This is a genomic window from Kitasatospora sp. NPDC034035, from assembly GCF_055575755.1.
The window spans coordinates 80,418-105,519 of record NZ_JBVISA010000013.1; the positions used below are offsets into that span (position 1 = coordinate 80,418).

General features: G+C 72.3%; 28 protein-coding genes. 19 read left to right on the forward strand and 9 right to left on the reverse strand.

Annotated features, from left to right (window positions below; genetic code table 11):
- Positions 1 to 76: 76 nt before the first annotated feature.
- Positions 77 to 493: an SsgA family sporulation/cell division regulator gene (locus ACZ52J_RS19925; RefSeq protein ID WP_350634093.1), complete on the reverse strand. Its 417-nt coding sequence runs from the start codon at positions 491 to 493 to the stop codon at positions 77 to 79.
- Positions 494 to 969: 476 nt separating this feature from the next.
- Here ACZ52J_RS19925 and ACZ52J_RS19930 point away from each other — a divergent pair, with 476 nt between their 5' ends.
- Positions 970 to 2,475: an RDD family protein gene (locus ACZ52J_RS19930; protein WP_465620369.1), complete on the forward strand. Its 1,506-nt coding sequence runs from the start codon at positions 970 to 972 to the stop codon at positions 2,473 to 2,475.
- A 120-nt stretch (positions 2,476 to 2,595) separates the two neighbouring features.
- Complete coding sequence (locus ACZ52J_RS19935; protein WP_465620371.1) at positions 2,596 to 3,360, forward strand: RDD family protein; 765 nt, start codon at positions 2,596 to 2,598, stop codon at positions 3,358 to 3,360.
- Between the two features lie 36 nt (positions 3,361 to 3,396).
- Here the strand turns inward: ACZ52J_RS19935 and ACZ52J_RS19940 are convergent, their stop codons facing one another.
- Positions 3,397 to 3,717, reverse strand: a complete 321-nt coding sequence (locus ACZ52J_RS19940; RefSeq protein WP_465620373.1) for a hypothetical protein — start codon at positions 3,715 to 3,717, stop codon at positions 3,397 to 3,399.
- A gap of 246 nt (positions 3,718 to 3,963) precedes the next feature.
- Here ACZ52J_RS19940 and ACZ52J_RS19945 point away from each other — a divergent pair, with 246 nt between their 5' ends.
- From ACZ52J_RS19945 to mycP, 4 genes are all read left to right on the forward strand, one after another.
- Positions 3,964 to 4,665: an endonuclease V gene (locus ACZ52J_RS19945; RefSeq protein WP_465620375.1), complete on the forward strand. Its 702-nt coding sequence runs from the start codon at positions 3,964 to 3,966 to the stop codon at positions 4,663 to 4,665.
- Positions 4,666 to 4,760: 95 nt separating this feature from the next.
- On the forward strand, positions 4,761 to 5,237 hold the full coding sequence (locus ACZ52J_RS19950; RefSeq protein ID WP_360496845.1) for a type VII secretion target: 477 nt from the start codon (positions 4,761 to 4,763) through the stop codon (positions 5,235 to 5,237).
- Between the two features lie 38 nt (positions 5,238 to 5,275).
- On the forward strand, positions 5,276 to 6,715 hold the full coding sequence (locus ACZ52J_RS19955) for a WXG100 family type VII secretion target (RefSeq protein WP_465620377.1): 1,440 nt from the start codon (positions 5,276 to 5,278) through the stop codon (positions 6,713 to 6,715).
- Positions 6,716 to 6,801: 86 nt separating this feature from the next.
- Positions 6,802 to 8,055 carry a type VII secretion-associated serine protease mycosin gene (mycP, locus tag ACZ52J_RS19960; RefSeq protein ID WP_465620379.1) on the forward strand — a complete coding sequence of 418 codons (1,254 nt, stop codon included), beginning with the start codon at positions 6,802 to 6,804 and terminating at the stop codon, positions 8,053 to 8,055.
- A gap of 175 nt (positions 8,056 to 8,230) precedes the next feature.
- Here mycP and ACZ52J_RS19965 read toward each other — a convergent pair whose 3' ends face one another.
- Positions 8,231 to 8,917 carry an NAD(P)-dependent oxidoreductase gene (locus ACZ52J_RS19965; RefSeq protein WP_465620381.1) on the reverse strand — a complete coding sequence of 229 codons (687 nt, stop codon included), beginning with the start codon at positions 8,915 to 8,917 and terminating at the stop codon, positions 8,231 to 8,233.
- A 145-nt stretch (positions 8,918 to 9,062) separates the two neighbouring features.
- On the opposite strand from ACZ52J_RS19965, the gene ACZ52J_RS19970 reads away from it, so the two are divergent.
- Both ACZ52J_RS19970 and ACZ52J_RS19975 read left to right on the forward strand, forming a co-directional pair.
- Positions 9,063 to 9,467: a winged helix-turn-helix transcriptional regulator gene (locus tag ACZ52J_RS19970; protein WP_360496858.1), complete on the forward strand. Its 405-nt coding sequence runs from the start codon at positions 9,063 to 9,065 to the stop codon at positions 9,465 to 9,467.
- Positions 9,468 to 9,556: 89 nt separating this feature from the next.
- Entirely contained in the window at positions 9,557 to 10,177 is a 621-nt protein-coding gene (locus ACZ52J_RS19975) for a DinB family protein (RefSeq protein ID WP_465620383.1), read from the forward strand.
- A gap of 30 nt (positions 10,178 to 10,207) precedes the next feature.
- On the opposite strand, the gene ACZ52J_RS19980 is transcribed toward ACZ52J_RS19975, so the two are convergent.
- Together ACZ52J_RS19980 and ACZ52J_RS19985 are read right to left on the reverse strand one after the other, a co-directional pair.
- Positions 10,208 to 10,648, reverse strand: coding sequence for an RNA polymerase sigma factor (locus tag ACZ52J_RS19980; RefSeq protein ID WP_360496864.1), 441 nt, complete (start codon positions 10,646 to 10,648; stop codon positions 10,208 to 10,210).
- 672 nt (positions 10,649 to 11,320) lie between these two features.
- Positions 11,321 to 11,971, reverse strand: a complete 651-nt coding sequence (locus ACZ52J_RS19985) for a hypothetical protein (RefSeq protein ID WP_360496866.1) — start codon at positions 11,969 to 11,971, stop codon at positions 11,321 to 11,323.
- Positions 11,972 to 12,227: 256 nt separating this feature from the next.
- Here ACZ52J_RS19985 and ACZ52J_RS19990 point away from each other — a divergent pair, with 256 nt between their 5' ends.
- The gene (locus ACZ52J_RS19990; protein ID WP_465620386.1) at positions 12,228 to 13,232 is read left to right on the forward strand and encodes a hypothetical protein; all 1,005 of its coding nucleotides are present in this window, start codon (positions 12,228 to 12,230) and stop codon (positions 13,230 to 13,232) included.
- Between the two features lie 58 nt (positions 13,233 to 13,290).
- Here the strand turns inward: ACZ52J_RS19990 and ACZ52J_RS19995 are convergent, their stop codons facing one another.
- Positions 13,291 to 13,881: an isochorismatase family protein gene (locus ACZ52J_RS19995; RefSeq protein ID WP_465620388.1), complete on the reverse strand. Its 591-nt coding sequence runs from the start codon at positions 13,879 to 13,881 to the stop codon at positions 13,291 to 13,293.
- Positions 13,882 to 14,190: 309 nt separating this feature from the next.
- Entirely contained in the window at positions 14,191 to 15,525 is a 1,335-nt protein-coding gene (locus tag ACZ52J_RS20000) for a nicotinate phosphoribosyltransferase (RefSeq protein WP_465620390.1), read from the reverse strand.
- A gap of 217 nt (positions 15,526 to 15,742) precedes the next feature.
- Between ACZ52J_RS20000 and clpS the strand changes: the two genes are divergently transcribed.
- The 7 genes from clpS (at position 15,743) to ACZ52J_RS20035 (ending at position 20,777) form a co-directional block, all read left to right on the forward strand.
- Positions 15,743 to 16,036 (forward strand): ATP-dependent Clp protease adapter ClpS, encoded by a 294-nt coding sequence (gene clpS, locus ACZ52J_RS20005; protein WP_360253397.1) that lies wholly within the window; start codon positions 15,743 to 15,745, stop codon positions 16,034 to 16,036.
- Between the two features lie 106 nt (positions 16,037 to 16,142).
- Entirely contained in the window at positions 16,143 to 16,715 is a 573-nt protein-coding gene (locus tag ACZ52J_RS20010; protein WP_465620392.1) for a DUF2017 domain-containing protein, read from the forward strand.
- Between the two features lie 352 nt (positions 16,716 to 17,067).
- Entirely contained in the window at positions 17,068 to 18,486 is a 1,419-nt protein-coding gene (locus ACZ52J_RS20015; RefSeq protein ID WP_465620394.1) for an amino acid permease, read from the forward strand.
- A gap of 124 nt (positions 18,487 to 18,610) precedes the next feature.
- On the forward strand, positions 18,611 to 19,042 hold the full coding sequence (locus ACZ52J_RS20020) for a M67 family metallopeptidase (protein WP_360496883.1): 432 nt from the start codon (positions 18,611 to 18,613) through the stop codon (positions 19,040 to 19,042).
- A gap of 139 nt (positions 19,043 to 19,181) precedes the next feature.
- Complete coding sequence (locus ACZ52J_RS20025) at positions 19,182 to 19,301, forward strand: putative leader peptide (RefSeq protein ID WP_317621128.1); 120 nt, start codon at positions 19,182 to 19,184, stop codon at positions 19,299 to 19,301.
- 121 nt (positions 19,302 to 19,422) lie between these two features.
- A complete protein-coding gene (locus ACZ52J_RS20030; RefSeq protein ID WP_360496886.1) occupies positions 19,423 to 19,701 on the forward strand; it encodes a MoaD/ThiS family protein in 279 nt (92 codons plus the stop codon).
- A 107-nt stretch (positions 19,702 to 19,808) separates the two neighbouring features.
- Positions 19,809 to 20,777: a PLP-dependent cysteine synthase family protein gene (locus ACZ52J_RS20035; protein ID WP_465620397.1), complete on the forward strand. Its 969-nt coding sequence runs from the start codon at positions 19,809 to 19,811 to the stop codon at positions 20,775 to 20,777.
- Between the two features lie 30 nt (positions 20,778 to 20,807).
- Here ACZ52J_RS20035 and ACZ52J_RS20040 read toward each other — a convergent pair whose 3' ends face one another.
- Complete coding sequence (locus ACZ52J_RS20040) at positions 20,808 to 21,266, reverse strand: type II toxin-antitoxin system PemK/MazF family toxin (protein WP_465620399.1); 459 nt, start codon at positions 21,264 to 21,266, stop codon at positions 20,808 to 20,810.
- A gap of 225 nt (positions 21,267 to 21,491) precedes the next feature.
- Between ACZ52J_RS20040 and ACZ52J_RS20045 the strand changes: the two genes are divergently transcribed.
- Positions 21,492 to 21,683 (forward strand): MerR family transcriptional regulator, encoded by a 192-nt coding sequence (locus tag ACZ52J_RS20045; RefSeq protein ID WP_465620401.1) that lies wholly within the window; start codon positions 21,492 to 21,494, stop codon positions 21,681 to 21,683.
- A gap of 232 nt (positions 21,684 to 21,915) precedes the next feature.
- Positions 21,916 to 22,662, forward strand: coding sequence for an MBL fold metallo-hydrolase (locus tag ACZ52J_RS20050; protein WP_465620403.1), 747 nt, complete (start codon positions 21,916 to 21,918; stop codon positions 22,660 to 22,662).
- A gap of 85 nt (positions 22,663 to 22,747) precedes the next feature.
- On the opposite strand, the gene ACZ52J_RS20055 is transcribed toward ACZ52J_RS20050, so the two are convergent.
- The gene (locus ACZ52J_RS20055) at positions 22,748 to 23,662 is read right to left on the reverse strand and encodes a branched-chain amino acid transaminase (protein WP_465620404.1); all 915 of its coding nucleotides are present in this window, start codon (positions 23,660 to 23,662) and stop codon (positions 22,748 to 22,750) included.
- 201 nt (positions 23,663 to 23,863) lie between these two features.
- On the opposite strand from ACZ52J_RS20055, the gene ACZ52J_RS20060 reads away from it, so the two are divergent.
- Positions 23,864 to 24,877: a helix-turn-helix transcriptional regulator gene (locus ACZ52J_RS20060; protein WP_465620406.1), complete on the forward strand. Its 1,014-nt coding sequence runs from the start codon at positions 23,864 to 23,866 to the stop codon at positions 24,875 to 24,877.
- Positions 24,878 to 25,102: the final 225 nt, after the last annotated feature.

Sequence of the window (25,102 nt, forward strand, 5' to 3'; positions counted from 1 at the left end):
CGTCGTGTGCCCCCTCGATCGGGCACGTGCCGGTGCACACCGCGACGCACGCTGTGGTGCGCGCTGTGACGCACGCCTAGGCGAGCAGCTCGGCGAGCGAGCCGTCCAGGTCCAGCGCGGCCAGCTCGCTGCCCGGCGGCACCAGCCGGTGCGCCCGCTCCAGCCAGGCCGCGACGGCCGGCAGCGGCGCCTCCAGCAGCGCGTCCCCGGCGGGCGAGCTCAGCGCCAGGCAGAGCACGCTGCGCCGGCCCGAGCGGGTCGGCCAGATCCGCACGTCGCCCTGGCCGCACGGGCGGAAGGTGCCCTCGACCAGCAGCTCGCGGGCGAACACCCAGGTCACCGGGGAGCCGGTGTCCAGGTGGAAGGTGATGTAGACCGCGTACGGGTCGTGGCTGCCGTAGGACAGCCGCGCCGGGACGGGGACGCTGTGCTCCGGCGAGAGCACCAGGTTGAGTTCCAGCTCGTGCTCGACGACGCTGACGGGGCGTTCCATGATCGTCTTCCTCTCCGCCTTCGGGGCGTGCCCGGTTCCGGGCCCTGTGACCTTTGAGAGGGCGGTCCGCACCGGCTCTTACACACGTTTCCGGGATTTCTTTGGGAAGTTCGGCGAGGGGTGGTGAACGGGCGGTTGCATGGCGCGCGCATGCTGCTCGCGCGCCTGGTTCTCTACCGCGAGCGGCCCTCAGCTGTCCGGGGATTCGCGAACTTCCCGTCGCGACTTCGGCGAGGTACTACCCTTTGTGACTGTCCGACGACTGTCCGCCGATCGGTGGCGCCCCCATGCCCGCCGAGCGCCGACCGTGGGCCGACCCTGCGCCGGGTTGTGCGCGCGGGCGGACACGTCGCAGTCGAACCACGCCGATCCACCGGCCGCCCCGTGGCCTACGTCGCCGTCCCTCGTCCTTCCTCGCCTCTTCCTTGCCCCCCATTCCTTGCCCTCATCAGGACCTGCCAGGAAAGAAGACCCCCATGACGGACCGCTCCTTCGCCGACGGCGACCCGGCCGTCGCACCCGAGCCGGGCTACTACCCCGACCCCTCCATCCCCGGCTTCGTCCGGTACTGGGGCGGCTCGGCCTGGGTGCCCGGCACCAGCCGACCCTCGCCCGCCGAGGGCGAGGTGTTGGAGCCGCCCCGGTACGCGACCCGCCGGCCCAACCAGGCCGGGCCGCCGGCGCGGGCGGTGCCGCCGCCGGTGGTGCCGGTGGCCGCGGTTCCGGCGGCCGTGCCGATGTCGGTGCCGGTGTCGGCGCCTGCGGCGGAGGGGCGGACACCTGCGGGCGGGGGCGACACCGGGCCGGTGTACTTCGACCAGACCTCGGGCGGGGCGTCCTTCGTGCTCGGGCCGCGGGTGGCGGAGGTGATCGGCGGGCCGGTGTTCCGGACCGTCGGGCCGACGGCAGGGGGCATCGACGAGCCGGTGGTCGGTACGGCGCCCGAGGCGGTGGCCGCGGCCGAGGCGATGCCCGGGGAGTCGGGATGGCAGGCCGATCCGCGGGCGCAACGGGGACTGATGGACACCGGCGATGCGCCGCGCTGGGTCTCCTGGGGGGTGCTTCCGGGGGCGTCCGAGGAGGAAGAGGGGCGCGCGGAACCGGAGCGCGCTTCTGTTGGCGTGGAACTGGCCGCCGCCGTCGCGCCCGCCACGGCGGCGGTGGTGCGGGCGGCCCCGACGCCATTCGTCGAGGCCTCGGGCGCGGTGCCGGTGGTGGTCGCGCCGGCGGTCACGGCGTCGGTGATCGAGGAAGCGATGGCGGGCACGGGCGCGGGCACGCGCTCGGGCTCGGGCGCGGCCTCGGAGCAGGCGATCTCGGTGTCGGGCCCGGCCGCGCCCACTGCGTCCGTCGTGTCCGCTGTGTCCATTGGGCCTGTTGCGTCCACGGGGCCGGTCGCGGCCGCCGCAGTCGCCCCCACCACTCCGCTGCCCGCCGTGCGGCCGGCCCGGCAGGCCGCCGCCCGTCGTCGCTCCGCGGCCCCCGCCGCCGTGCCGGCCGGGCTGGGACGCCGACTGGCGGCCCGGGCAGTGGACACCGCCGTGCTGCTGGTGGTCGCCGTCGCAGCCGGCATCCCACTCGGCAACTCGGTGTCCGAGCACCTCCAGCAGAAGCTCGACCAGGCCCGGATGGCCAGCGCCCTCACCCGCCGTCAGGTCCAGGTCTGGCTGGTGGACGACGTGGTGCTGGGCAAGATCGCCGTGCTGATCGGCATCCTGCTCTTCGTCAGCCTGCTCCACGAGGTGCTGCCGATCGCCCGTACCGGCCAGACCTTCGGCAAGAGGCTGGCCCGGATCCGCGTGGTGGACGCCGCCGCCCCCGCCGCCAAGACCCGGCTGAGCCTCGGCCGCTCGCTGCTCCGGTGGGCCGTCCGACAGGTGGGCGTGGTGCTGCTGCTCGGCCTGGTCTGGCCGGTGTTCGACCGTCCGGCGAGGCGCGGGTGGCAGGACCGAGCGGCCCGGACCCGGGTGGTGCGGGCCTGAGACGGTGGGCTCCGCAGCTGAGGTGGTGGGCCCTGCAGCCCTCGGCCCTTTCCGTGCCCGAGGCAGCAAAACGGACGAAATATCCCGAACCTCAAGAATGTGCGATGTTCTACTCGGGGCATGAGCACCCACGACCCCTCAGGCTCCCAGCCGGAGGGGGGCGGCAAGCCCTCCTTCGACAAGCAGTCCCCGCAGCCGGGCGGCGGCACGCCGGAAGGCGAGCCGTCGGGCCCGACCCCGTCCGAGGGCCCGTCGGAAGGCACGTCGGAAGGCCCGCCCGACGGTGCGGCCGGCGGCCCCGGCGCGTACCAGGGCACCTACGGAGGAACCACGTACGGCGGACCGGCCCACGGTCAGAACCCGCACGGCCAGAACCCGTACGGCCCGCCCCCGTCCGGCTACGGCACCGGCTACGGCCCCGGCGCATACGGGACCCCCGGCGCCGGACCGGTCCCCGGCATGCCGCCGCTCGGCACCTGGCCCAAGCGGATCGGCGCCCGGCTGATCGACTACCTCATCGTTCAGGCTATCGCCGTGCTCGTGGTGGCGCCCTTCGTCGACCTCAGCGAACGCAACGGCTCGGCCGAGGCCTTCTGGCTCGCCTGCGGCATCTACCTCATCTACGACGCCCTGATGCTCAGCCACGACGGCCAGACCCTCGGCAAGAAGGCGATGAACATCCGCGTCGCCATGCTCATCGACGGCAACACCCCCACCCAGTCCGCCGCCTGGACCCGCTCGGCGGTCTTCATCCTCCCGGCCGTACTCTGCTGCGCCGCGCTCTGGTGGGTCATCGACGGGATCTTCGGCGTCTTCGACAAGCCGTATCGGCAGTGCGTGCACGACAAGGCCGCGAAAACCGTGGTGGTCACCACGAACGTCTGAGCGGCGGCACGGAACGCGCCCGCGCCCGGCGGCGGATCACTGCTGCCGGGCGTACGCGCGTTCGGCGGCGGCGGGAAGGGTGGCAGGGGCGGCCGGGGAGGCCGGGGTGGCGGGGGTGGCCGGGGTTGCAGCGGACGCCGGGGTGGCGGGGGAGGTCCCGGCCGGGCCCGGCTTCCCGGCGGTGGCCGAAGCGGACAGCGAGAGCACCGTCACCACGGTGCCGAGCGCCAGCGAGAACACCACCAGCACCGCGACCGCCAGGACGCCCGAGGCGCCCGAGACAGCCAGCAGCGCCACCGTGGCGGCGACGACAGTGAACGAGCCGAGGCAGGCCTGGGCAGCGGAGGGACGCGGCATGGCGGGGGTCCTTCGCACGTCGGAGGAAACGGGCGGGAATGGTGCCGGTTCCAGAAGTCCTACCCGGCAAGGCAGTTCGCTACCTCCAGGCTAATCCACCGGCCCGGGGGCACAGGGGGCGCACGGGCTCACCCCAGGGTCGTCCGCCCCGGTCTGTACGGTGAAGCGGAACCTGTCGACACCACACGCCACTACGCACCACCACGCGCCGCAGCGCACCATCACCACTCACCGGGGGAACCGACCGTGCCCATTCCCGCCGACTGGCCCACCACCGAGGCCGAGGCGCTCGCCGAACAACAGCGACTGCGCCCCCTCGTCCAGGCCCACGACGACCAGGAGCCCCCCAGCGGACTGATCGCCGGCGTGGACGTCGCCTACGACGACGACCGCGACCTCGTCGTCGCCGCCGCCGTCCTGCTCGACCAGGACACCCTGGACGTCGTCGAACAGGCCACCGCCGTCGGCCGGATCGCCTTCCCCTACGTCCCCGGACTGCTCGCCTTCCGCGAACTGCCCGCCGTCCTCGACGCGCTGGCCGCCCTCACTCACACCCCCGACACCGTCGTCTGCGACGGCTACGGCCTCGCCCACCCCCGCCGCCTCGGCCTCGCCAGCCACCTCGGCGTCCTCACCGGCCTGCGCACCCTCGGCGTCGCCAAAACCCCCTTCACCTTCGACCACCACGAACCCGACGCACCCCGCGGCTCCTGGACCCCGCTCACCGACCCCACCACCGGCGAAGAAGTCGGCCGCGCCGTCCGCACCCGACCCGGAGTCAAACCCGTCTTCGTCTCCGTCGGCCACCGCATCGGCCTCGACACCGCCGTCCGCACCACCCTCGACCTCGCCCACCGCTACCGCCTCCCCGAAACCACCCGACACGCGGACTCCCTGTGCCGCCGCGCCCTCGCCGAAGCCCAGCGCAGCGGGACGACCGCGAACTGACCAAGCCCCGGGCGGGATTCGGGCCCCGTGTGTTAGACATGAGACACCGGGGCCCGGCCCCGACCGCCAGGGACGGACGCACGGGGGGCGCCGAGATGGGATCAGGCACGGGGACAGGCAAGGGGACGGGTACCGGCACCGGTACCGGATCCACCGGCGGAGCCGGACAGGGCTACCGCGTCGAAACCGAACAACTCCGCACCTTCGCCGGCCAAGTACGGCTCCTGCTCGCCGACTTCCAGAAACACGCCGACGGCACCGCCACACACGGACGCAGCGGCGTCGGCAAGAACACCTTCGGCACCTTCGCCGAAGCCACCGAGATCCACGACCGCTACAGCACCATGCGGGACGCGCTGCGCGACGTCCTCAACCAGCTCCAAGAAGCCGTGAACGAAGCCCAGCAGAAGGCCGACCTCACCGCCACCACGTACGAGGAACACGACCAGCACACCGCGCAGAAACTCAAACTCGGCGGCGACGGCTGGTCCGTCGAACAACCCTCCACAACCAGCCAAGCCGCGTACGAGAAGAACCTCACCCCGTCCAACCGCGGCAACGCCACCATCTGACCGCCGCCCGCCCGGACACGAACGGAGGCGAACCGCCCGTGGTCTACACCGACTTCACCAAATACAGCCACGCCCAACTCCGCGCCATGGCACAGGCTCTCGACCCCGGCACGGTCATGGCCGCCGGCGACCCCTGGCGCACCGCTGCCGACACCCTCAAACAGATCCGCCTCACCCTCACCAAAGCCAGCACCGAAGCCGCCACCACCTGGGAAGGCACCACCAGCGACGCCTTCCACACCCGCATGCTCAACCTGGCCGCCAGCATCAACAACGCCGCCGCCTACGCCAACGACGCGGCCAACATCCTCCACAACGTCTCCGAGGCCATGGCCAAGGCCAAACGCGACATGCCCGAAGAACCCGGCAACTGGGACAAGTTCAAGGACACCGTCGGCGACGGCGTCTCCGCCGTCTTCAGCGACAGCGACGACGAACACATCCCCATCGCCGACCGCAAAAAGGCCGAAGCCGCCACCATCATGCAAACCCTCGCCATGCACTACCGCATCGCGACCCCGGCTCTGAAGGCTCCGCCGCCCTATGACCCTAAGAAGCCACCAGCGCCGAAGGACGACCGTGCGGACGGACCGCAAGACGATCCGATCGGAGCTGCGGCGACGGCGGCTGCGATGATGTCTGGTACGTCGGTGGGTGTATCGACAAGGGGGACGAGCGTTCCGCCGCCGCAGCGTTTGAAGTCCTCCCAACCTTCGATGCAGGCTCGCTCCGTATCGAGGAGTGCGTCTGTTGCTCCGGCCGACTCGGGGATCAAAGGGGGAACAGCTCAGGTTCCCCTGAAGTCGTCGGGCTCATCGAGCCAAGGATCCGCTGAAGGAATCTCCGGCAGGCCAGTGCCTCTGCCGAATGGGAGTCTGCCGAGTCCCGTGCTCGCCGGGACCCAGACCTCAGGACTGGACACTGTCCAGACCGGGACCCCTATCAACGGGCCGTTCGGGGGCGGTGGCGGGCATGAGACCGCCCGTTCTAATGGCCCGAACACATCCCTTTCGCCGGTCGGGCCGGTTGTTGGCCAGGGCAAGGTCGGCTCCGGCAGCAGGGAGATCCCGGGTGGTGTCACGCGGGTGGAGGGTCCTGGGTCGCGCAACGGGGGAGTCGGCGGCGGCGAGGTTTATCCGGGTACCGGCGCAGGAGTCCGCGGAGTGCCCGGCGGCAAGCAGTCGGCAGGGTCTCTGGCGCGGCCGGGCGGGGCTGCCGGAGAGGCGGCGAAACCGGGGGCCGGAGCACGAGGTAAGCAGGCCTTTACGGAAGGCGGATCCGGGCTGGGAGCACGAAACCGGGTCCGGGCTGAGCCGGTTGCACCGAGCGCGAACAGTGCCTCTCCCGGTGTCCCGCTGAGCGGGGCGCAAGGACGTAAGAAGGATCGGGAGAAGGGTGGCAAGCGGCCGGACTACCTCGTCGAGGACGACGAGACCTGGGCGTCAGACAAGCCGGCCAACCCGAACGTGGTGGAATGAAGCCGGTCCGTGGACGGACTGGTGATCTGATCGCATCCCGCAGGTCGGTGACCTGCGGGATGCCTCGCTGAGTGAGGTGACCAGGTTTGACGAGCCGCCGGGTGGCGCGTGGTGCGGCGGCACTGGCCGCCGGGGTACTGATGGTGGGCTTCGCCGTGCCAGCGGCGTCGGCCGATCAGATCAGGGATCAGCAATGGGCTCTGAAGACGTTCGAGGCCGAAGCGAAGGTCTGGCCGATCAGCCAAGGTGACGGCGTGGTCGTAGGTGTGATTGACACCGGGGTGAGCCAGGAGCAGCCGGACCTGAGCGGGCAGGTGCTTCCTGGGGCTGACTTCTCCGGTGCGAGCTCAGACGGCCGCGTGGACACCGACGGCCATGGCACCGGGATGGCCAGCCTGATCGCGGGGCATGGACATGGTTCCCGGGAAGGGGTTATGGGCCTGGCCCCGAAGGCGAAGATTCTTCCGGTGAAGGTGGTAACCGACAGCGGCGACTCGGATCCCCAGCCGACGCCTGATTCCCAGCAGAACGATTTCGCGGACGCGATTCGGTTTGCGGTGGATCACGGTGCGAAGGTCGTCAATATTTCTCTCGGAGGTAATTATCGATTCGACTCGAAGTTGCGTAAAGCTGTCAACTATGCGGTGTCGAAGGACGTCGTGCTCGTGGCCAGTACCGGCAACAGCGGCTCTGGCTTTGGCGCTGATTATCCGGCGGCTTTCCCCGGGGTTGTAGCCGTGGGGGCTGTGGACTCCAACGGGGCAGCATGGGACCGTTCCACGTCGGGCGTCGAGACCACGCTCACCGCTCCTGGCGTGGGGATCTACCGTTCCGCGTTGAAGTCATCGACGGGCTACGAGCGTAGGAACGGCACCTCGGACTCCACTGCCTATGTCTCTGCGACTGCGGCACTCATTCGTTCCAAGTACCCGAACCTGTCCGCCGGGCAGGTGATCAATCGGATGATCAAGTCGGCCACGCCTCCGGCCGATGGGTCGGCGGTGCCGAACAACCGGTACGGGTACGGGCTCCTTGCACCGGCGAAGGCTCTGGAAGCGAATCCGGCCGTGGACAACGGGTCTCAGGACAATCCCCTGGTCGGGCGGAAGGAATCGCGGGGTACGCCTCCTCCGATGGATGAGGCCACGGACGAGCCCTCTGCGGAGGTCATGGTTCCTGAGGGGGATGGCAGCAGCAGCAGCGGAATTGGATTTGGTGTCGGGGTGGCGATCGGCCTGGCGCTGTGGGCTGCGCTTGTCTGTGGTGTGGTGTTTGTGGTCGTACTCGTGGTGCGGGCGAGGAGGCGGAAGCGGGCGGCGGCCGGCGGGACGTATCAGTGAGTGCTCAGCCATTCCTCCCGTAGGGCGGCCATGTGGAGGACGTCCCAGTAGCGGTTGTCCCAGGGGGGCCTCGCGGGCGCGGTCTTCGAGGGTGAAGCCGGATTTGCGTAGGTGTGGGCGGGCCGGCGGTCGTGCGGCTCAGGATGGCCGGGGGGTTCCGGTTCGTCCACGCGTTTCATTCGGCGACGGCGATCTGTTCCCGGTGGTGTGTGGGGGTGGTGAGTTCGTCGACGATGGCGGTGGCGAGGTCGGCCTGGGCGATGCGGGGGCCGAGGACGTGGGGGCCGCCGACGCGGTAGCGGCCGGTGCCGGGGGCGGTGCGGTCGAGGTCCATCGGCGGGGTGACGACGACCCAGTCGAGGGCGGCGGGGGAGGCGTGGAGGAGGTCGAGGGCGGCGCTGTGGCCGAGCGAGAAGGCGCGGTAGGCGTCGGGGAAGTCGGGGTCGTCGTGGATGGCGGTGCCGGGGGTGGTCTGCAGGGTGGTGGCGACGCCGACGTGGACGAGGCGTCGCACGCCGGCTTGGCCGAGGCCGGTGACCAGGGCGGTGGTGGCGGCACGGTAGAAGTCGGTGGAGGGGGTGTCGGGGGTGTAGATGCTGCTGACGGCGGCGGCGTGACCGGGGGCGGTGGTGGCGATGGCGGCGGGGTCGGTGACGTCGCAGCGCAGGAGGGTGACGCCGTCGCGGTCGAGGTCGGTGTGGCGTTCGGGGTGGCGGACGGCGGCGGTGACGGTGAGTCCGCGCCGGAGGGCCTCGGCGATGACGGCGCGGCCGACCTGGCCGCCCGCGCCGTAGACGATGACGTCCGTGGTGTGCTGGGCGTCCTTCGGGGCGGTGGCGTCGGTGGTGTCGTTGCTGGTCATGGCGGTCTTCCGTCCGTTGGGGCGGGCGTTGTCGCCCGCCGGTGTGGTGACGGTAGACCGGGGGGTGCCGGTTACTTCAACGGTACCGGGGCGGTACTGGGGGGACGTCGGGTGATGCCGGGGCGGCGGCGGGTACGGTCGGGGTATGACTGGGGGTACGGCAGTGAGTGTGGAGCAGGGTGGCGCCGCGGTGCCGTTGACGGCGGACTTCTTCCCGGACTGCCCGGTGCCGGCCGTGCCGGTGTTGGGCAGCCGGAAGTGGGCGTGGAAGATCATGCGCTGCCTGGAGGGCGGTCCGCGCCGCTTCTCGGAGTTGCGGGTGCCGTTGGTGGGGATCACCGCCAAGGTGTTGGCGGAGTCGCTGCGTTCGATGGAGCAGGACGGTGTGGTGGACCGCACCGAGTACGGCGGGAATCCGCCGCGGGTCGAGTACGCGCTCACGTCGTTGGGCCGGACGTTGCTGGGGCCGATGGACGCGGTGTGCGCGTGGAGCCGTGAGCACCTGGGCGGTCTGCTGGCGGCGCGGGTGGAGTACGAGCGGGAGCGCTGAGCGGGGCCCGACGGGGCTGGCAGTATTTCGGCGGCCGCTGGCGTTCCTGCCGCTGGTGGGGTGCTTGCGGTGGCGGCCATGCTGGGCCCATGAGCACTTCTGAGAACGCCCCGGACACCGCGAACGCCACGGACACCGCGAACGCCACGGACGCCACGAACGCCTCCGGCGCCGCCGGGGAGATCGTCCCCGACACCAAGGACTGGACCTGGGTGCTCGAACGCCCGTGCTCCGACTGTGGGTTGGACACGCCGAAGGTGGTGCCCGCGGATGTCGCCGGGATGATCAGGGCCAATGCGGAGGGCTGGCTGGCGGTGCTGGCCGGGGACGAGGACGGGCTGCGCCGTCGGCCGGAGCCGGGTGTCTGGTCGGACCTGGAGTACGCGTGCCACGTCCGGGACGTCTTCCGGCTGTTCCACGTCCGGTTGAACCTCATGCTCGACCGGGACGACCCGCTGTTCGCGAACTGGGACCAGGACGAGACGGCCGTCGCCGAGCGTTACGGGGAGCAGCTGCCGCGGGTGGTGGCGGGGGAGCTGGCGGAGGCTGCGGAGACGCTGGCCGCGGCCTTCGAGCGGGTGGCCGGCGAGCAGTGGCTGCGGATCGGGAGCCGCTCCGACGGGGCGCGGTTCACGGTCGAGTCGTTCTCCCGGTACCTGATCCACGACCCGGTGCACCACCTGTGCGACGTGACGGGCGAGCGGGTCTGAGACCCTCCGAGGGTCGCGCGGGGCGCGAGGTCACCAGCCGGAGGCCTCGCGCAGCATGGTGCGGCGCAGTCGTCCGGCGACGCTGGCGGCGTCGGTGCCGATGACGTCGGCGATCTCGGGGGCGGCGAGGCCGACGACGTAGTGCAGGATCGCCAGGTCGTCCTCGGCGGGGTGGCGGTCCGGGTCCGGCGACTCCCGCCGGGTGTGCTGGGCGACGGTGCCGCGCAGGATCTCCCAGGCGTGCGCGGTCGGGTTGGAGCTGCCCATCAACTCGCGCCAGTGCACCGCGATTTCGGCGAAGGCCTGTTGGACGGCGGTGGCCGCGTCGCTGCGCTCGGTCAGCCACACCCGGGCGTAGCTGAGGTACCGGGGGCGGTGGAGTTCGCAGAATGCGGTGAACTCCAGAGGTACGTCCTCCGGCTCGCCGGGCCCCGGGGGTGGCTCGGCGGAAGTCGTGTGACGGTTGGTCATCTCGTCTTCTCGGAAAGGGAGATGGGTCTTTGGCGGTCGATCATCTGTGCTCACTCTACGGTAGGCCCTCGGTGCGCTGGGTGACCAATCCGATGGAATGCCCGGAACCCGCCGCCGCCCGGCCGGTTCCGGTGACGACCGGGTGCGGAGCGGTGGTGGAGCGGCCGGGCGGCGGACCGGCGCGGGGCCGGCGGGGCGGTGCCGCGCAGTGGCGGGGGAGGCGTAGGTGCGAGCGCGTCGCAGCTGGTCAGGGGGTATAGGACGGCCATGACTGCAAGGCAGTTGATGTGCCACCGTAGGGCTTGTGACGGCTGACGTCCACGCCCCCGGCGCGAACCCGCGCCCGCACAACCACCCGCGCAACCGCGCTCACGATTACCGCGGCGATCAACGCGCCGAGGGGTGCGGACAGGGACGAGGGCGTCACCACGACCGCCCGTACGACCACACGCATGGCCGCATCCGGGGCCGCGTCCCGGGCCGTGGTCGGGGGCGGGGTCGCTGATCCGGGTGGTCCTGCGGTTGCCGGTCGCCCCCGTGCACATCGACCACGCCCCGGCGGCCGGAAGCTGGCTTCGGCGGCCGGGGCGAAGCGGACGGGCGAAGCGGGCGGCCGAAGCGGACGAGTGGTGCGGTCGCCCGCCGGGAGCTCGTCCGTCGGGAGGCTGTCCGTCAGGAGGTCGTCCCGGCCTCCGACGGGGAGAGCCGGTCGGGGGCGGTGTCCCGTTCGAGCTGGGCGGGGAAGGACTCGACGGCCCGTCGCCGGGCGGCCTGCGCGGCCGTGGCGGCTGCGGCCGCAGCCGCCGCAGCCGCTCCGGCGGCGGCCTCCTCGCGCTCGCACCGGTGTGCCGCACCGACGGCGTGCGCCCCGGTCGCGTGCGCCCCGGAGGCGTGCGAGCCAGGGCCGTGCGCCCCGGCCGCGTGCACCGCCGGAGTGTGTCCGCCGGTGGTGCCGTGTCCTCCGGGAGGCCGTCCCGTCGCGGCTCGTCGGCGTCGGCCGACCGCGGCCCGGGCGGCGTGTTCCTCGGCCGCCTGTCTGGCGGCCAGGTAGGCCTGTACCGCCGCCATGCCGTAGACCGGCTGGATGAGCTGGTGGCCTTTGAAGAACGGTCTGGCCGGGGCGAATCCGGCGGCGACGACCAGGTCGCGGATCTCTGCTATCTCGGCTTCACTGCGGGCGGTGAAGCGGACCTCCCAGCCCTTCTTGTACGTATGGCCCTTTTCGCCGCTCCGGCGGGCGGGGTCCGGGCGGCGGACGTATCCGGGCAGGCGGCCGAGGCGGAGCTGGGCCGCGCGGAGGCCGGCGGTCTCGTCACGTGACATGACGTAAGCCTAGGCAATCCTTGGGGTGGGATTGACGCCCGGAGGGTCCCTCGCCGTATGCCCTTGGTCACTCTGGGTCAGGCGACCAGGTCGGCGATCGTTTTCAATCAGATATGACAACTGTATGGGCGTCAATTACTCCAAATGAGTGAGGGTATGAGGACTTTAGTGCGGGCTGGTCCCGGTTTCGCGACGGTTGCGTAACAGTGCGTCAGGCTCCCGGTCGCGGGTCGCGGCGGTTGGGGATGGTGTCGGCATGAGCTACCGGATTCCCTCGCCTCCGCCGTCGCTGGAGGAGCTGGCGAAGCGTCAGCAGAACGTCGTCACCGCGAGTCAGCTGCGCGCCCGGGGCGTGCCGGCTCGTGTCGTCACCGAGCACTGCCGCCGGGGCGGCCCCTGGCGGCGGCTGCTGCCCAGGGTCTACCTGCTGCAGTCCGACGAGCCCACCCCGGAGCAGCGGATCTGGGCCGCGCTGCTGTACGCGGCGCAGAACGGTCGCGAGGAGGGCCGCCGCGAGGGCGCGGTGATCACCGGGGCGGCCGCGCTGGCGCTGTACGGCTTCGCGGCCGTGCCCCGACTGCCCGCGGTGACCGGGGTGGACGTCCTGGTGCCCCGCCAGCGTCGGCTGAAGGACGTCGGCGAGGTGCGGATCCGGCGCACCGAACGGGAGTTGGTGGCCCGCTCGGTGCACGGCCTGGCCTGTGCGCCGGTGGCCCGGGCGGTCGCGGACGCGCTCGGCGAGTGGACGGCGGACCCGGGGGCTCCGGCGCCGGTGCGCGCGGTGCTGCGGGAAGCCGTCTCCCGTGGCGAGAACGGCTGCACGGTACGCGAGTTGGCCGCCGAGCTGATCGAGTCCGGGCTGACCGACGAGCCCCGGGTGCGCGCCGCGCTGGACGAACTCCTCGCCGCCGAGCGGGACTCGGTGCTGGAGCGGGTCGGTCACCTGGTGGACGAGTGGCTGCTGCCGGTCCCGCTGAACGCCCCCGAGCTGCGGATGCGCCGCGGCACGTACATCGCCGTCCCGGACCTCTACTGGCCGGAGCGCGGCGTCGCGGTGGAGGTGGACTCGGACCTGCGCTGCGTCAGCGAGGGCGAGGCGGCCTGGGTGCGCGGCGGCCAGCACCGGATGGAGTACCTGGGCATCCGCGTGGTGTACGTCTCCGGGGCCCGGCTGGCCGCCGACCCGGACGCGGTCGGCGGCGAGCTGCGCGAGGCCCATCGGGTCGGCGGCACGGACGTGGTGGAGCTTCTGGTGGTCTGAACCTCCCGGTGCCGTCGGCGCGGCATCACGGGGCGTCAGGGGGCGTCAGGCGGGGGCGCTAGGAACGGACCACCGGTGTGCCGACCAGCTCGACCCCGGCCGCCCGCAGCTCCTCCAGCGCGGCGGCGGTGGTCTCCGCGGCCACCCCGGCGGTGAGGTCCAGCAGGACGCGGGTGGCGAAGCCCGCCCGGGCGGCGTCCAGCGCGGTCGCCCGGACGCAGTGGTCGGTGGCGATGCCCACCACGTCGACCTCGTCGACCTGCCGCTCGCGCAGCCACTCCACCGGACCGCGGTTGTTCTCGTCCAGCCCCTCGAAGCCGCTGTACGCCGCCGAGTGGGCGCCCTTCTCGAAGACCGCCTCGACCGCGCCGGAGATCACGGCGGGCGCGAAGTTCGGGTGGAAGCCCACGCCCTCGGTGCCGGCCACGCAGTGCGGCGGCCAGCTGTCGACGTAGTCCGGCTCGGTGGAGAAGTGCGCACCCGGGTCGATGTGGTGGTCGCGGGTGGCGAGGATGTGCTGGTAGCCGGGGGAGGATTCGGCGATCAGGTCGGTGATGGCGGCGGCCACCTCGGCGCCGCCGGTGACGGCCAGGCTGCCGCCCTCGCAGAAGTCGTTCTGAACGTCGACGACGATCAGTGCCCGGTGCATGGCTCGCATCCTCGGATGTCGGGGGCCCGCGGGAGGCGGCGCCCCGGTGGGGGAGCCCTCGGGAGTACTCGGCCCGGCGGTGCGGGGCTCGGGGGTTCTCGGGGAGCTCCGGGGAACTCTACGGCTGACTCTAGGGAGTGCCGCGCGGGGGCGGAAGTCCCGGGGCCGGCCCGGTGGCCGGACCCGGGGCCTCCGCGTGGCGACCGACTGACGACGGGCCGGGTCGGCGGACCGCGTCGGCCGGTGGGTCGTACGGGTCAGTGGGTCGGGTCGGGTCAGTGGGTCGTACGGTTCGGTGGGTCGTACGGGTCAGTGGGTCGGGTCGGTCGGCAGGACCAGCTCGGTCGGCAGCACCGGGTCGCCCTTGGAGAGCTGGGTGGCCGACAGGGGCAGCGCGGCCCGGGCGCGGATGTGCCGTTCGCGGGCGGCGCTCAGCGGCTCCCGGCCGACCGTCTCGCCGGCCCGGACCAGCGGCACCTGCACGAGGTGCGGCCGCAGCTCGTCCGGGACGGGCCCGGTGCCGACCACCTCGGCCTCGGCCACACCGTCGGCGTCGGGCCGGCGGGCGGCCCACTTGCGGCCGCCGATGCTGGTCTTGCCGCCCGCCGCGCGCTTGGCCACCGGCACCAGCGGCCCGCCGTCGGTCCCGGCCCGGGCGACCAGCTTGTAGACCATGGCGCAGGTCGGGTGCCCGCTGCCGGTGACCAGACTGGTGCCGACGCCGTAGCCGTCCACCGGGGCGGCGGCCAGGGCGGCGATCGCGTACTCGTCCAGGTCCGAGGTGACGATGATCCGGGTCTTCTCGGCGCCCAGTTCGTCCAGCTGGCGGCGGACCCGGTGGGCCAGCAGGGTGAGGTCGCCGGAGTCGATCCGGACGGCGCCCAGCTCGGGGCCGGCCACCTCGACCGCGGTGCGCACGGCCTCGCGCAGGTCGAAGGTGTCGACCAGCAGCGTGGTGCCCTTGCCCATCGAGGCGATCTGGGCGCGGAAGGCGTCCCGCTCGCTGTCGTGCACCAGGGTGAAGGCGTGCGCGGCGGTGCCGGTGGTCGGGATGCCGTGGGTGAAGCCGGCCTCCAGGTCGGAGGTGGCGGCGAACCCGGCCACGTAGGCGGCCCGGGCGGCGGCGACGGCGGCCTGCTCGTGGGCCCGGCGGGCGCCCATCTCGATCACCGGGCGGCCGCCGGCGGCGGCGGTCATCCGGGAGGCGGCGGCCGCGATCGCCGAGTCGTGGTTGAGGATCGACAGGATCACCGTCTCCAGGATCACCGCTTCGGCGAAGCTGCCCTCGACGGTGAGCAGCGGCGAGCCGGGGAAGTAGACCTCGCCCTCGGGGTAGCCCTGGATGTCCCCGCGGAAGCGGTAGTCGGCGAGGAAGCGCAGGGTGTCCTCGTCGACCACGCCCTGGCCGGCCAGCCAGTCGAGCTGGGCGGTGGAGAAGCGGAAGTTCTCGACGGCGTCGAGCACCCGGCCGGTGCCGGCCATGACGCCGTAGCGGCGGCCGCCGGGCAGGCGACGGGTGAACACCTCGAAGACGGAGTGGCGGTGCGCGGCCCCGCTGCGCAGGGCGGCCTGCAGCATGGTGAGCTCGTAGCGGTCGGTGAGTAGCGCGGTCGAGCCGGCCGCGCGCACTGAAGTGGCGTCCATGCGGATGATGCTACTACCACTTAGCGTCAGAGTGACGATTTCTCGGAGTGATTCGTCGGCGGGCCCCCCGGGCGCCCGGGATCCGGTGCCGAGGGTCGGCCCCGACGCGCCCTTCGGCTCGGGCCGGTGGGCCGGGTCGGAATCGCCCGGGTGTCCCCCGGATGGCAGCATGGGGCTTGAGGAGTAACGGACGAGTGTGCAGCGAGGAGGACCCGGCGTGAGTGTCGCGCCCGCGGAGATCGAGCGCCCTGAGGTCGAAGGGCTGCCGGTGGCAGAGCCGGACACGCCCTGGGTGACCATCGTGCACAACGACGCGGTCAACCTGATGAGCTACGTCCAGTACGTCTTCCAGGCCTACTTCGGCTATCCGAAGGACAAGGCCCGGAAGCTGATGATGGACGTCCACACCAAGGGGCGGGCGGTGGTCTCCAGCGGTTCCCGCGAGGAGATGGAGCGCGACGTCCAGGCGATGCACGGCTACGGCCTCTGGGCGACGCTGCAGCACGACTGACGCCGCAGCATCACCGGCGCTGCGGCACGACCGGCGCTGCGGCGCGACTGGAGCCGGACCGCCGGCCGGATGACCGAAGACGACGAAGACGGGCTGACCGATACAGATGGCTGGGTTGTTCGAGAGCACCGGCGGTGGCGGCGCGACGATCGCGCTGGACGAGTGGGAGGCCTCCATCCTCCGCTCGCTGGAAGTGCAGTTGCTGGAGCTGATCGGCCCCGGCCCGGGCGGGGAGGGCGGTGACCCGCTGGCCGCGCTGTTCGCCGAGGGGCCGACCGAGGCGCCCGCCGACCCGGTGCTGGCCCGGTTCTTCCCGGACGCCTACGGGGACCCGGAGAAGCCGGACGACGACGAGGCCACGGCCGCGTCCGGGGAGTTCCGCCGCTTCACCGAGCTGGACCTGCGGGCCCGCAAGCGGGGCGACGCGCTGTTCGTCATCCGGGCGCTGGACGGCCTCGGCGGCGACGGGGTGCTCAAGCTGGGCACCCCCGACTGCCCGCGCTGGCTGGGTGCGCTGAACGACCTGCGGCTGGCCCTCGGCGTCCGGCTGGAGGTCACCGAGGGCGAGGAGGAGGGCCTCTACGCGCTGCCGGACGGCGACGAGCGCAAGCCGCTGGTGATGGCGTACCTGTGGCTGGGGGCGCTGCAGGAGTCGCTGCTGGAGGCGATGGCCGACTGAGCGGCGTCGGCCGGGCGAACGGGCCGGGCCGCGTGGGGTAGGGCCGAGTGGGCAGGGCCCGGTCGGGTGAGCAGAGTCCCGGACAAGTGAACAGGGCCTGAACTCAAGGCAATTCCTGCGTGAACGTGGAGCGGCTCGGTCCGCTCCCGTTCGCGCTTCCGGGGCAAGCCTGCCCGGTTTCGGGCAAGCCCAGGCGGTTTCGTCCAGCATGTGGACGATTCGCTGGGTCCTTTCCATGCAAAATAGGACAAACCCTGACAGGTCATGCTCAAATATCGCTCAGATGGGCACCGCTGTCCGGACGTCGCGTGGTACGACTTCTCCACCCCCGAGACGACCAGGACGGTGCATCATGGCCGAGAAGTTGTCCGACCATGTGGTCGAGACCAAGCCGGACGAGGAGGGCTACGAGCGGGGACTCGGCAGCCGCCAGATCCAGATGATCGCGATCGGCGGAGCGATCGGCACCGGCCTCTTCCTCGGCGCCGGCACCGCGATCTCCAAGTCCGGCCCGAGCCTGATCCTCTCCTACGCCATCGCCGGCCTGGTGATCTTCGTGATCATGCGCGCCCTCGGTGAACTCCTCACCTACCGTCCGGTCTCCGGCAGCTTCGCCGAGTACGCGCGGGAGTTCCTCGGCCCCTTCGCCGGCTACGTGACCGGCTGGACGTACTGGCTGTTCTGGGTCGTCACCGGCATGGCCGAGACCACCGCCGCCGCCGTGTACGTGAAGTTCTGGGCACCCGGCATACCCCAGTGGACCAGCGCGCTGACCTTCCTGGTCGTCCTCTACGCGGCCAACCTGATCTCGGTGAAGCTGTTCGGCGAGATCGAGTTCTGGTTCTCCATGGTCAAGGTCACCGCCATCATCGGCATGATCCTGATCGGCGTCGGGGTGCTCACCCTCGGCTTCAGCAAGGCCGGTGACACCGCGTCGATCACCCACCTGTGGCAGGACGGCGGCTTCTTCCCCAAGGGCATCGGCTCCACCGTGATGACCCTTCAGATCGTCATGTTCGCCTACCTGGGCGTCGAACTCGTCGGCGTCACCGCGGGCGAGAGCGAGAACCCCGAGAAGACCCTCCCGCGCGCCATCAACACCCTGCCCTGGCGCATCGCGCTGTTCTACATCGGCGCCCTGGTCGTCATCCTCTCGCTCGTGCCGTGGACCGAATTCCAGCCCGGCGTCAGCCCGTTCGTCGCCGCCTTCGGCAAGATCGGCATCCCGGCGGCGGCCGGCATCATCAACTTCGTGGTGCTCACCGCCGCGCTCTCCTCCTGCAACTCCGGGATGTACTCCACCGGCCGCATGCTGCGCGACCTCGCCCTGCGCGGACAGGCCCCCGGGCAGCTCACCAAGCTCAACTCCCGCCGCACCCCGGCCTTCGCGATCACCGTCTCCAGCCTGCTGATGGGCATCGGCGTGGTGCTCAACTACCTCGTCCCGGCACGGGCGTTCGAGTACATCACCTCGGTCGCCACGGTCTGCGGCCTGTGGACCTGGGCGATGATCCTGATCTCCCAGATCCGCTACCGGAAGGCCTGGAAGGCCGGCCACCTGCCCGCACCCTCCTTCAAGGCGCCCGGCGGCGCCTGGGTCAGCTGGGCCGCGCTCGCCTTCCTCGCCCTGGTCGTGGTGCTGATCGGCCTGGACGAGGACAACCGGATCTCGCTCTACGTCTTCCCGGGCTGGGCGCTGCTGTTGGTGATCGGCTACCGCTTCCTCCAGCGCCGCAACCCGCAGGCCGTCGACAACCCGCAGGCCGGCTGAACCCGCCCCTCGTACGGGCACCGGAACCGCCCCGCGGACACCCGTTGACCGCGCCTCGGACGCCCGGTGCCCGGGCCTCGGACGCCCCGGCGGACAGCCGCCGGGGCGTGGCTATCCTGACCGCATGCTGACCATCACCCGAGAACTCCGCGACCGGATCGTGGCCCACGCCCGCGCCGACCACCCGGACGAGGCCTGTGGCGTGGTCGCCGGGCCGGCCGGCAGCGGACGGCCCGAGCGGTTCATCCCGATGCTCAACGCCGCCCGCTCGCCCACCTTCTACGAGTTCGACTCGGGCGACCTGTTCAAGCTCTACCGCGAGATGGACGACCGCGACGAGGAGCCGGTGATCGTCTACCACTCGCACACCGCCACCGAGGCCTACCCCTCGCGCACCGACGTGAGCTACGCCTCAGAGCCGTTCGCCCACTACGTCCTGGTCTCCACCGCCGACGGCAACGGCGAGGGCGACCCCTACCAGTTCCGCTCGTTCCGCATCGTGGACGGCGAGATCACAGAGGAAGACGTCCAGGTCGTCGAGGCCTACCAGGCCTGACCGGCACCCACCCGGACGCGGCCCGCCGACCCCTCGCGAACGGTCGGCGGGCCCCTGTCGTCTCAGCACTGGGAACGGGAACATCCGGATCCCGAGACGGGCATGTCTAAGCGGGCCCGGGAATCTATACGATGAGCCCATGCGTTCCGTCGATGTGAGCAACCAGGCCCCGGGCACCCGCCTCGTGGCGCGCCTGCACATCGACCTGTGCCGGCACGCCGGCGCGATCTGTCCAGGCACGCCCGCGCGCTCGCGCTGAGAGCCGCCGCACCCCCACCCGGGCCCGCCGCTCCCGCGGCGGCGCCGAGCCCCGGGCACCCGTCCGCCCTGCCGCGCCCGCTGCGGCCCACCCACTCCACGACTCGCACAGGAGCGCACCCATGGCCATCGAGGTCCGCATCCCGACCATCCTCCGCACCTACACCGACGGCGCCAAGGCCGTCGAGGGCAACGGCAGCAACCTCGGGGAACTCTTCACCGACCTCGACGCCCGCCACCCGGGCATCGCCGCCCGCCTGCTGGACGGCGGCGAGCTGCGCCGCTTCGTCAACGTCTACCTGAACGACGAGGACGTCCGCTTCCTGGAGGGCATCTCCACCGCCCTCGCCGACGGCGACAGCGTCACCATCCTGCCCGCCGTGGCCGGCGGCGCCCGCTGATCCCGGTTACCCCGCCGACCTCCCGGTTCCCCCGCCACCGGCGGGGGAACCACCCCTCGTGACCCTCACCGCCGTGTGACCCTCACCGCCGTGGCCGGAGGCCTCCCTTGCGTTACGACAGTCCGCTCGAAGCCGTCGGCAACACCCCGCTGGTCCGCCTGCCGCGGCTGTCCGCCGCCGTCCCCGGCAACACCGAGGGCCTGGTCACCCTCTGGGCCAAGCTGGAGGACCGCAACCCGACCGGCTCGATCAAGGACCGTCCGGCGCTGCACATGATCGAGCGCGCCGAGGCCGACGGCCGGCTCACCCCGGGCTGCACCATCCTCGAGCCCACCAGCGGCAACACCGGCATCTCGCTCGCCATGGCCGCCAAGCTCAAGGGCTACCGGATGGTCTGCGTGATGCCCGAGAACACCAGCGAGGAACGGCGCGAACTGCTCCGCATGTGGGGCGCCGAGATCATCCCCTCCCCGGCCGCCGGCGGCTCCAACACCGCCGTCCGGATCGCCAAGGAGATCGCCGCCGAGCACCCCGACTGGGTGATGCTCTACCAGTACGGCAACCCCGACAACGCGGGCGCCCACTACACCGGCACCGGCCCCGAGATCCTCGCCGACCTGCCGACCGTCACCCACTTCGTGGCCGGCCTCGGCACCACCGGCACCCTGATGGGCGTCGGCCGCTACCTGCGCGAGAAGGTCCCCGGCGTGAAGATCGTCGCCGCCGAACCGCGCTACGACGACCTGGTGTACGGGCTGCGCAACCTCGACGAGGGCTTCGTCCCCGAGCTGTACGACGCCGAGGTGCTCACCACCCGCTTCTCGGTCGGCTCCGCCGACGCCGTCCGCCGCACCCGCGAACTCCTGCAGCAGGAGGGCATCTTCGCGGGCGTCTCCACCGGCGCCATCCTGCACGCGGCGATCGGTGTCGGCCGCAAGGCCGCGGCCGCGGGGGAGCGCGCGGACATCGTCTTCGTGGTCGCCGACGGCGGCTGGAAGTACCTGTCCACCGGCATCTACACCGCCGAGTCCACCGAGGCGGCGGTCGAGGCGCTGCAGGGCCAGCTCTGGGCGTAGCCCGCTCGCGGGCCCGCCTCGGGGCAGGCCCTAGTTCAGCACCTGCTGCGCCCGGGCCCACACCTGCCGGTCCACCGTGCCGGCCCGGCGGCGGAAGGCCGACAGTGGCACCTCGCGCAGCTCGTCGGTCTCCAGCCAGCTGACCCGGCCCTGCCGGTCGCCCACCGAACCGGGCGGCAGCGGCAGTACGCCCGGGCGCTCGGCGTGGTGCTTGCTGGTGATCTTCGCGACGGTGGCGGTCCGGGCGTTCACCCGCAGCACCAGGCACGGGCGGTCCTTCGACCCGGGGCCGTCCTCGAACGGCACCTCCGCCCACCAGATCTCCTGCGGCTCCGGGCGGGCCCTGGTGCTCGGGCGCGGACGCGGGCCGGTCGGCCCCGCCGGGCGCGGGGCCGGGCGGGTGCGCCGTGCCATCAGTGCCACGACCGCCGCCACCAGCGCGACGCCGGCCACCGCCAGGACGACCCAGGTACCAGTCATGCCGTTCATGCGGCGAACCGTACCGGGCCGGGGGCGGACGCCACCACCGTGTCGGCTGTGACAGTTGAGTATTTGTCCGCGCGTTGCTCCCGGTTCGTCACGAAACCGCCACTGTGCCCGTTCCGCGCCGTACGTCCGGCTCGCGCCCGGACAGGCTGCGTCACGAACGTCCGCCCCCGCCCCCCGGAGGTGCCTCGTGAGTGAGCGCAGCGAGCGAACAACCGGACGGTGCGCATGAGCCGTAGCGCCGAACCGTGGTCCTACGCCGAGATCGCCCGCCACATCAACGTCCAGCCCGAGACCGTCCGCAACTACCGGCGGCACGGTCTGCTGCCCGACCCGGACGTGACCGACGCCAACGGCCACCCCCGCTGGTACCCCGACACCATCCGCGCCTGGGCCCGCAACCGCCCCCGGCGCCGCTGATCCCCACCCACACCCCCGCCCCTGCCCCCACCTCCGCTCCCGCCCCCGGTCCCGTCCCCGGCGTTCTGGTGATTCCAGCCACAGCCCGGCACGGGGACGGGGGCAAAGTGCCGCTCCACCCTTACCCTCGACACACCAACGCAGTGCTACCGGCCGGTCCACCGGCCCGGCCTGCCGTTTTCCATGCCGTTTTCCAACAGCAGCCAGGACGTGTCGGGGTGGAGGGGCTCGGATGAAACTGACCGTGGTGGGGTGCTCGGGGAGCTTCCCGTCCGCCGACTCGCCCTGCTCCAGCTACCTGGTCGAGGCGGAGGGCTACCGCGTCGTCCTCGACCTCGGCAACGGAGCCCTCGGCGCCCTGCAGAAGTACACCGGCCTCTACGACGTCGACGCCGTCCTGCTCAGCCACCTGCACGCCGACCACTGCGTCGACCTGTGCGCCTACTGGGTGGCCCGCAACTACCGCGCCGAGGGCTGCCCCGAACTGCTCCCCGTGTACGGCCCGGCCGGCACCGCCGAGCGGCTCGCCCGTGCCTACGACATGCCGGAGAACCCGGGCATGAAGGAGGTCTTCGAGTTCCGCACCCTCACCCCCGGCAGCTTCGACCTCGGCCCGTTCCGGATCGACGTCGCCCAGGTCAACCACCCCGTCGACGCCTTCGCCTTCCGCCTCGAACACGGCGGCCGCTCGCTCGTCTACAGCGGCGACACCGGCGAGAGCGCCGAACTCGTCGAACTCGCGCGCGACACCGACCTCTTCCTCTGCGAGGCCGCGTACATCGACGGCCGCGACACCTACCAGGCCGTCCACCTCAACGGCCGCGAAGCCGGCGAGCACGCCACCGCCGCCGGTGCCCGCCGGCTCGTCCTCACCCACATCCCCCCCTGGACCGACGCCGAGCACAACCGCCGCGACGCGGCCGCCGCCTACACCGGCCCGGTCGACATCGCCCGCGCCGGCGCGGTGTACGAGATCTGACCGGGCCGCCCCGCCCCGCCGGGGCCCGTCCGGTGCCGGGGCCCGTTCGCTGCCGGGACCCGTACGGTGTCGCGGCCGACCCCGGTCAGAGCACCGGCGTCAGCCAGTGCCGGTAGCGCGGGTCGGCGCCCGTCACGGCCGCCTGGTACGCCTCCCGCAACCGGACGGTGACCGGGCCGGGAGACTCGGGGAGCGCACGGTCGTCCAGGGCACGGACCGGGATGACGCCCGCCGCCGTGCCGCAGACGAAGAGCTCGTCCGCCGCGTAGAGATCCGAGCGCAGCAGGCCCTCCACGCGGACCTCCACCCCCAGGTCGCGGGCCAGGGTCAGCACCGTGTCCTGGGTGATGCCCTCCAGAGCGCCCGCGCTCGACGGAGGCGTGCGCAGCACCCCGTCCCGCACGGTGAACACGTTCTCCCCGGTGCACTCGCTCACCGTGCCGTCCGGACCGAGCAGCAGCGCCTCGTCGTAGCCCGCGTCATTCGCCTCCCGACGGGCGAGCACCGAGTTCAGGTACGGGCCGGTGGCCTTCGCCGCGGGCGGCACCGCGTTCGGGTCGTTCCGCCGCCAGCTGCTCGTCTTCAACGTGATCCCGCCCTCCGCGGGCGGGAGTTGGCCCAGCCACTCCCAGCTCGCGATCGACACGGTGACCGGCGACGCCCGCATGTCGATGCCCATCGAGCCGTACCCGAGGAACGCGAAGTGCCGCAGGTAGCACTCTCGGTGGCCGTTGGCGCGCACCAGGTCCACCGTCGCCTTCGTCAAGTCGGCGAGATCGTACGGGAGTTCCATCCGGATCATCCGGGCACTGCGGTCCAGCCGGCGCAGGTGCTCGGACAGCCGGAACACCGCCGGACCGTCCGCCGTGGCGAACACCCGGGTGCCCTCCAACACCCCCGTGCCGTAGTGCAGGCCGTGCGTGAGGACGTGCACCCGGGCCTCCCGCCAGGGCACCAGGGAGCCGTCCAACCAGATCGTCGAAGCTTCGGGAAGAGCCATGCCGCACATCCTGCGCGCCACCGCACCGCAGGTCAGCCCACCCGGGCCGACCGGAACCGGCCATGACCGGGAGCGGAAGACCCGTCCCGCAACGCGGACTCCGCCGGGGCCGCCCGGGCCCGCGGGCCGACGGCGACCGCGCCGTCTCGCGGAGCGGAAACCCCCGACCGGCCCCGCCCCACCCGCACTAGGCTGCGCCCGATGGAGAGCACCACCGGCACCGACGCCACCCGGCTCTACGCCCGCCTGCTCGCCGAACCCGGCCACCCGCCCGAGGCACTCGGCCTCGACTGGGACGCCCCCCGGCTCGCCGCCGCCACCACAGAACTGCACACCCTCGGGCTGCTCCAGCCGGCCGCCGCCCCCGACACGGCCCCCACCGGCACCGCCGTCTCGGTCGACACCGCCGTCCGCCAGCTCCTGCTCGACGCCGATACCCAGGTCACCGCCCTCGTCGCCGCCCTGCGTCACGCCCGCGAATCCGTCGACCGGCTGCACACCGGCTACCTGCCCGTCCAACAGCGCCACCGCACCGGAACCGGTAGCGGAACCGGCACCGGCCTCGAACTCGTCCGCGGCGCCGACCGGATCGCCGCCCTGCTCGAGGACGCCGCCCGCGGCGCCCGCACCGAAGCCCTCTCCCTGCGCCCCGGCCAGGACCTCTCCGGACCCGCCCTGGCCGGCAAACTCGCCCGCGAACGCCTCGCCCTCGCCCACGGCGCCGCCCTGCGCACCATCTACCCGGCCGCCGCGCTGCGCCGCCCGGCCGTGCTGGCGCACGTGCGGGAGCTGACCGGGGCCGGGGCCAGGATCAGGGCGGCGCACTCGCTGCCGCTCTGGCTGATCGTGGTGGACGCCCGGCTGGCGATCCTGCCGGCGCCCGGTTCGGGACCGGGCGGGGACGCTCCGGCCGCCGAGGCGGCGGTGGTGGTCCGCGAGCCGGCGCTGGTCGAACTGGTGGCGGAGCTGTTCGAGTACTTCTGGTCGGCGGCCTGGACGCCGCCGGAGCTCGGACCGGAGGAACGCGAGATGACCGATCGTCAACGCGCCGTGCTGCGACTGCTGGCGGCCGGGCTGACGGACGCGGCGATCGCCCGGAAGCTGGAGGTGTCGGAGCGCACGGTGCGCCGGCTGGTCGCCGAACTGACTGCCGGCCTGGGCGCGGAGAGCCGCTTCCAGGCCGGCGTGCACGCGGCCCGGCGCGGGTGGATCTAGGGCCGGCTCAGGGGGGCGTGAGGCACGAGGCGTTCACCGCCTCAGTTGACCAGGGCTTCCGTCGGTTCGTCCGCCGCCCTTTCCACGCGCTGGAACGCCAGGGCGTCCGGGTGCGCGAAGGGCCCCGCCCCGCCGCCGGGGGAGCGGGGGCGGGGGGGGGGCCTTCGGGAGGGGGGGAAAAGGGAGTTCAGCCCCTGTTGCGTCCTCTCTCTCTTCTTCATCCTC